Source organism: Bacillales bacterium, from assembly GCA_035700025.1.
In the GTDB taxonomy this organism is placed as follows: domain Bacteria; phylum Bacillota; class Bacilli; order Bacillales; family DASSOY01; genus DASSOY01.
In genome coordinates, this window is the sequence record DASSOY010000085.1 from 1 (window position 1) to 12,614 (window position 12,614).

General features: G+C 49.3%; 11 protein-coding genes. 5 read left to right on the forward strand and 6 right to left on the reverse strand.

All coding sequences use genetic code 11. The annotated features are described in order from the left end of the window. The coding region (locus VFK44_14600) for an aldehyde dehydrogenase family protein (GenBank protein HET7629599.1) at positions 1 to 1,057 on the forward strand (1,057 nt) is incomplete at its 5' end. A gap of 72 nt (positions 1,058 to 1,129) precedes the next feature. Continuing rightward, a complete protein-coding gene (gene betA, locus VFK44_14605) occupies positions 1,130 to 2,815 on the forward strand; it encodes a choline dehydrogenase (protein HET7629600.1) in 1,686 nt (561 codons plus the stop codon). A gap of 241 nt (positions 2,816 to 3,056) precedes the next feature. Here the strand turns inward: betA and VFK44_14610 are convergent, their stop codons facing one another. After that, complete coding sequence (locus VFK44_14610) at positions 3,057 to 3,563, reverse strand: GNAT family N-acetyltransferase (protein HET7629601.1); 507 nt, start codon at positions 3,561 to 3,563, stop codon at positions 3,057 to 3,059. Between the two features lie 196 nt (positions 3,564 to 3,759). After that, positions 3,760 to 4,938 carry a pyridoxal phosphate-dependent aminotransferase gene (locus VFK44_14615; protein HET7629602.1) on the reverse strand — a complete coding sequence of 393 codons (1,179 nt, stop codon included), beginning with the start codon at positions 4,936 to 4,938 and terminating at the stop codon, positions 3,760 to 3,762. A gap of 137 nt (positions 4,939 to 5,075) precedes the next feature. Between VFK44_14615 and bioB the strand changes: the two genes are divergently transcribed. Further along, a complete protein-coding gene (bioB, locus tag VFK44_14620) occupies positions 5,076 to 6,068 on the forward strand; it encodes a biotin synthase BioB (GenBank protein HET7629603.1) in 993 nt (330 codons plus the stop codon). On the opposite strand, the gene VFK44_14625 is transcribed toward bioB, so the two are convergent. The 4 genes from VFK44_14625 to resA form a co-directional block, all read right to left on the reverse strand. After that, entirely contained in the window at positions 6,058 to 7,212 is a 1,155-nt protein-coding gene (locus VFK44_14625) for an alpha-hydroxy-acid oxidizing protein (protein ID HET7629604.1), read from the reverse strand. The two genes, bioB and VFK44_14625, sit on opposite strands and share 11 nt — an antisense overlap. 400 nt (positions 7,213 to 7,612) lie before the next feature. Next, positions 7,613 to 8,074, reverse strand: a complete 462-nt coding sequence (locus VFK44_14630; protein ID HET7629605.1) for a hypothetical protein — start codon at positions 8,072 to 8,074, stop codon at positions 7,613 to 7,615. A gap of 118 nt (positions 8,075 to 8,192) precedes the next feature. Beyond that, positions 8,193 to 9,098: a TIGR01777 family oxidoreductase gene (locus VFK44_14635; protein ID HET7629606.1), complete on the reverse strand. Its 906-nt coding sequence runs from the start codon at positions 9,096 to 9,098 to the stop codon at positions 8,193 to 8,195. A gap of 52 nt (positions 9,099 to 9,150) precedes the next feature. Continuing rightward, positions 9,151 to 9,675 (reverse strand): thiol-disulfide oxidoreductase ResA, encoded by a 525-nt coding sequence (gene resA / locus VFK44_14640; protein HET7629607.1) that lies wholly within the window; start codon positions 9,673 to 9,675, stop codon positions 9,151 to 9,153. 192 nt (positions 9,676 to 9,867) lie between these two features. Here resA and lgt point away from each other — a divergent pair, with 192 nt between their 5' ends. Next, on the forward strand, positions 9,868 to 10,647 hold the full coding sequence (gene lgt / locus VFK44_14645) for a prolipoprotein diacylglyceryl transferase (protein ID HET7629608.1): 780 nt from the start codon (positions 9,868 to 9,870) through the stop codon (positions 10,645 to 10,647). Positions 10,648 to 10,885: 238 nt separating this feature from the next. Further along, positions 10,886 to 11,977 carry a hypothetical protein gene (locus VFK44_14650; GenBank protein HET7629609.1) on the forward strand — a complete coding sequence of 364 codons (1,092 nt, stop codon included), beginning with the start codon at positions 10,886 to 10,888 and terminating at the stop codon, positions 11,975 to 11,977. The last annotated feature ends 637 nt before the right edge of the window (positions 11,978 to 12,614 follow it).

Consider the following 12,614-nt stretch of genomic DNA (forward strand, 5'->3'; position numbering starts at 1 on the left):
TGAGCCGGTAGGCGTGTGCGGGCAAATTACACCGTGGAATTATCCGCTGCTGCAGGCGGCGTGGAAGATTGCGCCGGCGTTAGCCGCGGGCAACACGATTGTGATGAAGCCGAGTGAAATTACGCCGCTGACGACGGTGAAGGTGACCGAATTGATGGAAGAGGTCGGCTTTCCTGACGGTGTTGTGAACCTTGTGCTCGGACCGGGAGCGACGGTCGGGAACGAACTCGCGGTAAGCGATGAAGTGGATTTGATTTCGTTCACGGGCGGCATCGTAACCGGAAAGAAAATTATGCAAGCGGCGAGCGGCAATGTGAAAAAAATTGCGCTTGAACTCGGCGGGAAAAACCCGAATATCGTGTTTGCCGATGCCGATTTTGATACGGCGGTCGACCAAGCGTTAAACGCTGTGTTCTTCCATGCCGGGCAAGTTTGTTCGGCGGGCGCGCGTTTGCTTGTCGAGGATTCGATTCACGATGCGTTTGTCGAGGCGCTTGTTGAGCGGGCGAAGCGAATCAAGCTCGGCAACGGTTTCGATGAAGCAACCGAATCGGGACCGATGATTTCCGCAGAACATCGCGCAAAAGTTGAGAAGTACGTGGAAGTTGGCAAAGACGAAGGCGCAAAGGTTGTTGTCGGCGGAGCGCGTCCGGAAGACCCAGCGCTCAAAGACGGCTTTTTCTACTTGCCGACGATTTTCACTGACTGCACGTCAAATATGCGAATCGTTCAGGAGGAAGTATTCGGCCCCGTATTGACGGTTGAACGCTTTGATGGTGAAGAAGAAGCAGTGAAGCGGGCGAACGATACGATTTACGGTCTGGCCGGAGCCGTATGGACGACGGACGGCGACAAAGCTGAGCGCGTCGCTTCTGAGTTGCGAATGGGGACGGTATGGATTAACGACTTCCATCCGTATTTCGCTCAAGCGCCTTGGGGAGGTTACAAGCAGTCGGGTATCGGTCGTGAGCTTGGCAAGCCGGGACTCGAAGAATATACGGAAACGAAGCATGTGTACCGCAATTTAAAACCTGAACCGATTCACTGGTTTAAATAAAGAGAGAAGGTTTGGATGAATGCTTTCGTTTGAATTTCAGCATTCGAATTCAACCTGCTGGGAGGTCGGAGAATGAAAGAAACCTATGACATTGTAATCGTTGGCGGCGGTAGTGCGGGTTCTGTACTCGGCAACCGTCTGAGTGAAGATGGGTCACGAAGTGTCCTCGTTCTAGAGGCAGGACGGAGTGATTACCCATGGGATCTCTTCATCCAAATGCCGGCAGCATTGACCTATCCGTCTGGGAATCGCTTTTACGACTGGATCTACAAATCTGATCCTGAACCGTATATGAATGGACGGTGCATCGCGCATGCCAGGGGAAAAGTGCTCGGCGGTTCGAGCTCGATTAACGGAATGATCTTCCAGCGCGGTAATCCGAAAGATTATGAACGTTGGGGAGCCGATCCCGGGATGGATACGTGGGATTTTGCCCACTGTCTCCCGTATTTCAAACGCATGGAAACGGCTTTAGGATCGGACCCGGACGATAAATACCGCGGCCGTGACGGGCCGCTTAAATTAGAACGAGGTCCGGCGAACAATCCTTTATTCCAGGCCTTTTTCGATGCGGCTGTGGAAGCAGGCTATTCCCGTACGCCGGACGTAAACGGTTTTCGACAAGAGGGATTTGGACCGTTTGATAAGCAAGTATACAAAGGCAGACGATGGTCCGCTTCTCGTGCCTATTTGCGGCCGGTCATGAATCGTCCGAATCTCACCGTGAAAACGCGTGCGTTCGTTACAAGCATTGACTTCGATGGGACGCGCGCAAACGGCCTGACTTATCAACGAAACGGGAAAACACATCAAGTGACGGCAGGGGAAGTCATTCTCGCAGGCGGTGCATTTAACACGCCGCAGCTGCTGCAACTTTCAGGTGTAGGCGATGCTGACTACTTGCGGTCCCTTGGCATCAAGCCGGTTGTTGACCTGCCGGGGGTAGGCGAAAATATGCAGGATCATCTTGAAGTGTACATCCAGCACGCTTGTCCGCTGCCGGTTTCGGAGCAGCCGAACTTAAGCAAAGCGCGCATGCCGTGGATCGGTTTGCAATGGCTGCTCGGACGCAAAGGTCCGGCAGCAACGAACCATTTTGAAGGCGGAGGTTTTGTCCGTTCGAACAAGGACTGTACCTACCCGAATCTGATGTTCCATTTCCTTCCGGTAGCGGTTCGATACGATGGACAGAGAGCGGACACGAAGCACGGATTTCAGGTGCATGTCGGACCGATGTATTCCAATTCTCGGGGGAAATTGAAGATCCGCTCGACGGATCCGACTGAACATCCGAGCATGGTGTTCAACTATCTCTCTACTGAGCAAGATCGGCGTGAGTGGATTGAAGCGGTTCGTATTTCAAGGGAAATCTTGTCGCAGTCGGCAATGGCTCCGTACAATTCAGGCGAAATCTCGCCTGGCCCATCTGTTCAAACGGACGATGAGATTTTGGAATGGGTGGCCAACGACGCCGAGACGGCTCTTCATCCAAGTTGCACCGCAAAGATGGGACCGGATTCGGATCCAATGGCAGTCGTCGATCCGAAAACGATGAAGGTCCACGGGCTCGACAATGTGCGGGTGGTCGATGCCTCTGCCATGCCTTATGTCACGAACGGCAATATTCACGCACCTGTGCTGATGTTAGCGGAAAAGGCGGCGGATCTTATCCTCGGACGCCAACCGCTTGAGCCGGAGTATGTCGACTACTATCGTCATGGGGAACATCCTGCCGATGCGGGCGCCGTAAAAGGATAAGCTGTTGCTGGTAAAAACAAATCGGGCGTTTTTCAGCGTCGAACAAGTGCGAGCGGGAATCCCCCGCGCGCTTTACATATAGCCGAGGAAGAAGGCGATGCCGCCGGCTAGGGCAGGAAATAAGAAAAGCTGCAAGGCTTGATGTTGCCGCTCGTCGGTGATAGCGAGAATGGTGAGCACGCGAAAACCTCCATCAAAAAACGGCATTCCCTTTTAAAGAGGATGCCGTTTCGTGTTGGTTTTACGCCTCCAGCAAATCTGTACCGACAGCGTGAAGGAGGTAAGTTTCTTTTTCAATTTTATAAATGACATGCGTTTCGGTTGCCATGGCCTCGGCTTTTGCAACGTATGGCAATTTCTCTGCCGCTTTTTGCGAGCGGACGTTGTTGCGGTTAATTTTTAAATAAACGGTATGAATGTCACGTTCATTGAACAACTCGTTGAAAAACAAGTTTTTCGCTGCGTGGTTGTAACCTTTGCCGAAATAAGGCCGGCCGATCCAAGTGGCTAAGTATCCGGTGTTTTCATGGATGTCGAACAAGCTGATCGTACCGATCGGATTGCCCGTTTCGTCGAGGATCGTTCGTGAAATCAACTCGCCGTTCGCTTCGCGTTCAACGGTTTGTTTCGTTACAAACATGAATTCGTCAACAGAATAGGCTTTATGCCTGACATAAGGGAAAACGGCCGGATCCATCATCAGCTCAAACAGCGCGGAACAATGCGAAAGTTCACGGTGGACGAGCATCATTGGTCCCTCCTCGCGAGGGTGCATCGGTTCTTCCACCCTCGATAACGAAATGATGTGAAAATCGTTAGGGGTGGGAATCGAACCCACTAGAGCCGGTTGTCCGGCGGCTCACCAATTGCCTTCCCAGATGATTTATCCGAGATTATTATACTCAGTTTTTCATGAAAAAGAAATAGGTTTTTTTGTTAAATTTTTATGATTGAAACAGGTCGAGACGATCGATTCTGGAGACCGCTTCTTGAAGCCTTTTTTCGTTGTCGAGCAACCCGACACGGACGAATCCTTCCCCGGATTTTCCGAAGCCGACACCGGGTGCCACGACGACATGCGCTTTTTCCAGCAAGTAATCGGCAAACGATTCAGAGGTAAAATTCGCCGGCACCGGCAGCCAAGAGAAAAACGATCCTTTCGGAGCGGTCACATTCCAGCCGATGCTTCTCAGGCCGTTGATCCAAACGTCACGACGCTTTTCATAGGTGGTCACGAGTTCTTTGACGCAATCTTGCGAATCTGTCAAGGCAACGGCAGCGGCTTCTTGGACGGCGCCGAACAAGCTCACGTAAAAATGATCCTGCACGAGCTCGAGGCTTTTGACGACACTCGGGTTGCCGACGGCAAATCCGACCCGCCAACCGGCCATGTTGTACGTTTTTGACAAAGAATACATCTCGACACCGACGTCTTTGGCACCCGGCGTTTGCAGGAAACTTCGCGGCTTCTCACCGTCAAAGCCAATTTCTCCGTACGCGAAATCGTGTACAACGCAAATGTTGTGCTTGTCTGCAAGGGCAACGGTTTTTTCATAAAAAGAGGCCGGAGCCGTCACAGCCGTCGGGTTGTTCGGGTAGTTCAGGAACATGAGTTTCGCTTCGTCAAGCGTTTTTTCCGAGATGGCGTCGAAGTCCGGCAGAAAAGCATTGTCCTCGGTGAGCGGCATCGTTGCCATTTTTGCATTGGCCATCGCAATGCCTGACCAGTAATCCGGATAGCCGGGATCAGGAACGAGCACCGTATCGTCTGCGTTGAGCAAGCATTGGCTGATTTCGACGAGACCGACTTTCGCGCCGAAGAGGATGGCGACCTCCGTTTTCGGATCCACATCAACGTCGAATTCCCTTTTGTAATATTCCGCAACAGCCTCTTTCAAAAAAGGATAACCTTGAAACGGCGAATATTTATGATATTGCGGATGGGCGGCCGCTTTTTGCATGGCTTCGACAATGTGCGGCGGTGTCGGCAAATCGGGATTGCCTTGCCCGAGATTGATGACGTCATGTCCTTTTGCGGTCAGGGCTGCCGCTTTTTTTGTCAGTTTTGCGAAAAATTGTTCAGGAAGCCGCTGGAGCGCGTCCGATGGTTCAAAGGTTTTCACTGAAAGTTCCCCCTTATCCGATCTTTCTAGTTTCTATCGTATCGGTTTCAACGTGGGATGAAAAGGAAAAGTTTTGTTGACAGGTTGTTTTGTGTTAACTAAAATTAATTCTAAGTTAACACAAAGGGCGTGAATCTATGAATTTATGGGATCGTTTTGCCGAAAAAGCATTGAATGGAGAGTTGTTGACGCGAGAGGAGGCAAAAGTTGTTTTAAATGCGGATGATGCATCATTGCTGCCGTTGTTGCATGCCGCTTACCGTGTGCGCAACCATTATTTTGGGAACAAAGTGAAGCTGAACATGATTGTGAACGCGAAAAGCGGGCTTTGCCCGGAAAACTGCGGCTATTGTTCACAGTCGATCGTATCGACTGCACCGATCGAAAAATATCGTTTTGTCGACAAGGAAACGCTTGTGGAAGGGGCAAGGGAAGCGGTAAGAAGAAAGGCGGGTACGTATTGCATTGTTGCGAGCGGAAGGGGAGCGAGCCATCGCGAGATTGATCGAGTCACGGATGCGGTTAAGGAAATTAAGATGGAAATGCCGCTGAAAATCTGTGCTTGTCTTGGCATCATTTCCGACGATAAGGCGGAAAAATTAAAGGCGGCGGGCGTCGATCGTTACAATCATAATTTAAACACGAGTGCCGCCCACCATGAACAAATCACGACGACGCATACATACGATGACCGGGTTTCAACGGTTGAAGGTGCAAAACGTGCCGGCATTTCGCCTTGTTCCGGCTGTATTGTTGGGATGGGGGAAAGCGATGACGACATTTACGATATCGCCGTTGATTTGCGAACACTTGATGCCGACTCGATTCCGGTCAATTTTCTCGTTTCCATTGAAGGAACGCCGCTTGAGGACATGAACGAGTTAAATCCTCGCCGTTGCTTGAAGGTGTTGACGCTGTTCCGGTTCTTGAATCCATCCAAAGAAATCCGGGTGTCGGGCGGAAGAGAGGAGCAGCTCCGGTCTTTGCAGCCGCTCTCGCTCTACCCGGCAAATTCAATTTTCGTCGGCGATTATTTGACGACCGAAGGGCAATCGGCGGAAGTGGATCACCGAATGATCGAAGATCTCGGATTTGAAATCGACAGCGAAGCTGCCCAAATCAATGTTTAATAACAAAGGAGGAGTCAATGTCGTTGATGCAAGAACGCCCGGAGATGCCTAATTGCAGCTCGGTTTCCGCGATCAAATTTTTGATCACTTCACTAACACCCGTTTCGCCGGCTACGCCGAGCGCATAGGCGTACGGCCTTCCGATGAGTACCGCGGTCGCTTCAAGTGCGATCGCTTTCAGCACGTCCGCGCCTCTGCGAACGCCGCCGTCGAGCAATACCGGAACTTTATGTTCCGCGGCGGCACAGACGGATTCAAGACAGTCGAGCGTCGCAACGGCTCCGTCGAGTTGGCGGCCGCCGTGATTGGACACGATAAGTCCGCTCGCGCCGTGGTCGATGGCCAGCACGGCGTCTTCCGGATGCGTGACGCCTTTTAACAACACGGGTAATTTCGTCCTGTCGCATATATACTCCAATTCCTTCCAAACGAAAGAAGTGTTGTTGCCTTCGTCCAGTGCTTTTTTCGAAGCTTTTTTCACATCTTCTTCCGGGGGGACGGCCAATTTTTTCCGGAATACCGGATCCGAGAAATAATTGCCCATTCCTTCGCCGGTCAAAAACGGTAAATACGAGTTGTGCAAATCTTTTTCCCGCCAACCGAGTAAGGTGGAATCGATCGTCACCACGATTGCGGTGTAGCCGGTATCTTCTGCCCTCTTGAGGAAGCTGTCAGTCAATTCGTGGTCTTTCGGCGGATAGAGTTGGAACCAACGCATGGCGTCACCCATCGCTTCCGCGACATCTTCCATCGACTTCGTCGAAACGTTGCTCAACACATACGGAACGCCATAGGAAGCCGCCGCTTTCGCCGGAGCAATCTCGGCTTCGTGATGCAGAATCGAATTGACCCCAATCGGTGCGAGCAAAAACGGAACCGGCACGTCGTTGCCGAACAACTGGATGGTTAGATCCCTTTTCGTGATGTCCCGACAGATGCGCGGTCGGATCTGGTATTTTTGAAAAGCGGCGAGATTGCTGCGAAATGTGTCGCCGGCTCCCGCTGAACCGTTCACGTAATCAAACGGACCGGCCGCGAGTTTTTCCTTCGCTTTCTTTTCCCATTGGTCGGCGGAAATCGGAAATGGCCGTGCCCCTTCATCGCCTTGTTCGTAGAACGACATTTGGATTTTTTCGGAATCCATCGGAAACCTCCTCGTTCGTCAGTTGTCTTCGTTTATTTTTTATCCAAATGCCGGGTTTTTATGCTATGAAACAAACCTAGCATTCCAAAATATGGATTCAATGTACGCTAACGAACATTTTAGAGCCTTAGAAGCAATATTTATTGATGATAAACTTCTAACGAACATTAAATCACCTTAGCGGAAGATTTTCATAGAAATGCATGGATTTTGACTGCTAAGCGCATAAAATGTTCGTTACATTCTGAAATCGTGTGTTTTTGCCTTCTAAGCGTATTTAATGTTCGTTAGAGGGAATTCGATCTGAACGAGTACGTGCGGTATCGCCGTTGGTTGTTGGTGAAGTAGAAAATGTTGAGCTCTACTAGGTGAGTGAGCAACCGGCGTGCGTACGTTTTGCTCAGCGGCAGCTTCTCCTGGTGTAATCGGCCGCAGCTCGGCGAAGAGCGAAGCGTATGAGCTCAGCCTCGCTCATCGTGAGTGTGTCGTTCACGTTGAAAGACGTGAACTTGCCGATGAACGCAAGGATGAGTTGCTGGCAGTGCTCCGGTTCGTCGCGTACCGACAGGTACGCGATCGGCAGCAACGTCCAGCCTACGAGGGCGAGATAGGCGTAGCGCCAGCAGAGGTCCTTGAACCGGCGGACGTCGAGGTCGCGCGCATGCGGACCGAAGCCTTGGACCTCGATAGCGCCTTTCGCGCCGCCAGGTGTGTAGGAGAAGTCGAGATAGCGGAAACCGCCGCCAAGATCACGAAGTTCCCATTCGGGGTGCAGGTCGTTGAAGTGGCCGACGGCGGGGTACCAGACGTCGCGCAGGAAGGCGACAGAGCCGCGGGAGAGGATCGCGGGAGAGGATGTCACGCCGGCGACGGCTCGGTTCGGCGGCGATCTCGGCCGAGAGCCAGGCGTGAAAGGTTTGGGAGAACATGGGCAAATACATTCTTTTCAATTTGGAGTGAATCCCCGGCAGTGGCGGGGTTTAGTTCGATAAAATCGAGGAGAGGGCTTGATGCAAATCAGGAAACTTGAAGGAGAAACCGTGAGACAGCGCCTTTTCCGGAAGGACGCGCTGTCCTTTCAAAATGAGGTCGCTCATTTCGCCGAGACCCATTCGCAAGGCGAATGCCGGCACGGGGAGCCAGTGCGGCCGGTGCAGCACGTCGCCGACGGCTTGTCCGAATGGTTTCATTCGGACGGGCTCGGGGGCGGTGACGTTCAGCGGACCGCGGATTTCGCCATTTTCAATGGCGAAAAGGAGCATGCGGGCGACGTCTTCGACATGCACCCAGGAAAGCCATTGGCGGCCGGTGCCGATCGTGCCGCCGATGCCGAGCTTGTACGGCAGCACGATGCGGGGCAGGGCGCCTTCGCGGCCGAGCACGACGCCGAGGCGGGCGAATACGGTGCGCACGCCGAGTGCTTCGGCTTGTGCCGCTTTTGTTTCCCATTGCGTGACGACGCTTGCCAAGAAGTCGTCGGCGGCGCTTTCATTCGCCTCCGTAAACGTTTGAATCTCGGACGTGCCGTAAAAGCCGATTGCTGAAGCATTTACGAGTACTCGCGGTTGCGGATGAAGGTGTTTAATTAAATGCAATACGGCATCGGTCGCCTTTAGGCGGCTTTCGAGGATACGGGCTTTTCGACTTGTCGTCCACCTACCTCTGTTAATCGATTCGCCGGCAAGATTGACGATCGCATCCACGTCGGCCAGCACTTGTTCGGGGCAACTGTCTTCAGTCAACCACTGGACATACTTTACGCCTTCTCTTGAGTTCTGGTCATAGGGGGCTCTCGTCAAAATCGATACTTTATGGCCGTTTGCGATGAGTCGATCCGTTATAGCTGATCCGATGAAACCGGTACCTCCCGTTAAGGCGATGTGCACGGTGTGACAGCTCCTTTTTAAAAAAAGACAAACACACTTGGCATGCGTTTGTCTAAGGTTGGATTTTTTTCAATTTGTTTTTGATGAATTCAGGATTCGGCATTTGTCCGACGACTTTGTCGACGATTTCTCCGTCGGCGTTGATGAAAAACGTCGTGGGAAGCGGACCGATGTTATAGGCGCTTGTGACCACTTGGTCGATATCGAGCAAGATCGGAAATTGGATGTGATTCCGCTGTACAAATTGTTTTACCGTATAACGCGGTTCATTATCGTTGATGCCGAGAATGACGATGCCTTCCATATCTTCTTGGGCAACGGCGTTCAAAAACGGCATTTCCTCTTTGCACGGTTCGCACCACGATCCCCAAAAATTCAACAAAACACCCTTGCCGCGAAAATCTTTCAATTGGATTTCCTCACCGTCAAGGTTTTCCAAAACAAAATTTGGGGCGAGTTGTCCTTGGGCAACCGTCTCGTTTTTATTGAAAGCTTGGAACAGCGTGACGACAACCGTTGCTGTAAAGACAAGCAAAATGCCGGTTCTCAACCACAGCCTCAATTTTTTATTTTTCATCGTTACACTCACCTCGGGATCCTTTCCGTGTTCTTCTCCTATCTTAAAGCACGTCTTTCGGCCAACGCAACGCTTACGTGTGAAAACTTTGGGACAATTGACGAAGGATTCAGCATTATCAGGACAGGGACATAAACGAATGTGATAAAATAATAGACGGACAAACCGTTGAGAAGAAAAGAGGCTGGATTTATGTATCCTGTATTGTTTGAAGTCGGTGGGTTTCCGATTCGTACGTTCGGTCTAATGGTGGCACTGGCCATCGTGTTGGCTGCAGGCATTGGCTATTATATGGCAAGAGGGACAAAGTATCAAAAACACGTCATCGACATGCTTTTTTTGGCGATCGTTTGCGCCTTGGTCGGCGCGCGCGTCTGGCATGTGTTTTTCTTTCAATGGGATTATTATCAGCATCACCTCGGGGAAATCATCGCCATCTGGAACGGGGGCATCGCGATTCAAGGCGGATTGGTCGGCGGATTTTTCGGTGCCGGCATTTATTGTTGGCGCCATAAACTAAATTTCTGGGATTTCGCGGATTTGATGGCCCCGGCGATCATTTTCGGAATGGGTATCGGCCGCATCGGTTGTTTTCTGACCGCAGGTGACTTCGGCAAACCGACCGGAGAAGAATTTGGCATCATTTATCCACAAGGAACGGTCGCTTACGAAACGTACGGGGATCAACCGTTGTGGCCGGCGCGATTGTGGGAAGGACAGATGGACTTTATCATTTTCGGCATCTTGATGATGATGGCGAACCGTCGTTGGCCGCGCGGCTTCATGTTTCTTTCTTATAATGTGATGTATTCGGTCGGCCGGTTTTTTCTCGCTTATTTGCGGGGTGATTCCTCTCCGGTCTTGTTTGGGCTGAAAGCAAGCCAATTAACGAGCATTGCCGTCGTCATTGCCAGCATAGTTGTTTTTCTATTTTTGCTTGCGAAACCGAAATACCGGACAGACGAAGCATGAATGAAGGATTTAGTTGTCCGCGAGCTTTCTGATCTTTGGGCGGATCCCCAAAACTTTTCGATCAGGGTCATTTGACAAAATGGTAATAAAGACCCACCCAAAAAACGGGACTTTCCGCTTATTTCTAATTTATTTACAAATTTTGCAGGATAATGTCAATTCGAGAGAGAATTGTTGTATTAGAGAAGCGAGGAGTTTCCGTAATGGTAAGTTAGATGATTGAAAATGAGGTGAATGTATGACCGTAATGGAAAAGGATCGGAAAGCTGCATTACTCGATTGGTACCGTACGATTAAAGAAGATAATTTTGAAGCTGCGGAAAAAATGAAACAAACAATGGACGCCGGGGAGTCGGAAGTTACGGATCCCGAAATGAAAACCCTTTACAAATTAATGGTTGCAAGGTATCATTTGTTGTACAAGGATTTGGAAAAGTTTGCTTCCGTCATTGCGGAAGTAGATCCTGATGTGGAAAACGAGCAACATTGGTTGAATTATTATTACTATTTCTTTCGCGGGATTTACCATTTTGAACGGAACGAGTACCGGACAGCGTTGGAATTGTATAACAATGCCCGCGCTTTGGTATTTGAGCAAGGGATCGAGGAAATTGCCCAATTTTATTACAAATTGTCGACCGTTTATCACCGCTTGCATCGAATAACGCTTTCCAACCAGTATGCAGAAAAGGCTTTGAAGATTTTTAAAGATAAACAAAATTATAATATGATGGCCGACTGTCATAATGTTCTTGGGTTGAATAATTTGTTTGCGATGCAATACCATGATTCTGAACGACATTTTCAGGATGCACTCATTTGTGTAGAAAAAAAACCTGGAAATACCTTCAAAAATTACATTTTGCATAATACGGGCTTTCTATACTTTGATCAAAAATATTTTGAGACAGCATTGAAATATCTTAACATGGTTGATAATACACATCAAATACACGATAAATATTTTTATGTCCAAAATTTATTTTTAAGAACCGAGTGTTATTTTTGCACCGATCAAATAACTAAAGCAGAATCATTGCTGAATACAGTTCTTGACGAATGCGTTCGAAACGATAACACTTTATATTTTCATCGTTGTGAAATGCTGAAATCCAAATTTATGCAACCAGCAAAGTTTGTTGATTCTTATAAAGAAGGCATTGATTATTTTTTAAGTAATGAGATTTGGTCGATAGTCATTCCGTATTGTGAGGAACTTGCGAATTATTTAGGCGGAATTGAAAGATTCAAAGAGGCATGTTTCTACTATCGGAAAGCCATCGAAGCGAGATTACAAATTGAGAAGGAGCGTGTATTAGGTAATGATTAAAAGGTTACTATTGAGCGCCGTGATTGTAACGTCTATGGTTGGAGGGTTTCTTTTTTGCCCTGATGGTCATGTGTCTAATCAATCCATTCAACAACCAAGTTACTCCAACAATGTCGATGGTGGGATAAGATAAGATGTTGAGAACAATTGACTGGCTGATAGACCATTATGGTATTATCGGTCAGTTTTTTCTTTAATTTGTACATATCGAGTTAATTTGTAGTTGAGACGTAACATTATTGCAGTCCAATTTTTCGAATTTTAAAATATAAGTATAGCTAACGTTATCGAAACGAAAAAGGAGAGTGTGTTGGAAATGATCAAAAGGTTACTGTTGAGTGCTGTGATTGTAGCGTCTTTGGCAGGGGGAATGCTGTTTCTTCCGCAAGATGGTTCTTCCCAACAATCCATTCAGGTGCACGACGAGTCCAATAATGTTGACGGAGGCGTTCGATAAGGATCGTTTAATTGAAGAATGACCGAAAAAGCGCAACACGGCTCTTTCGGTCATTTTTTTATTATTTATTTGCCATCGAGCAGCGCTTTGACTTTGTCGCGTAATACGTCCGGGCCTTGATAGCCGACAATTTTGTCGACGATGATGCCTTTGGCGTTAATGAAATAAGTGGTCGGCATG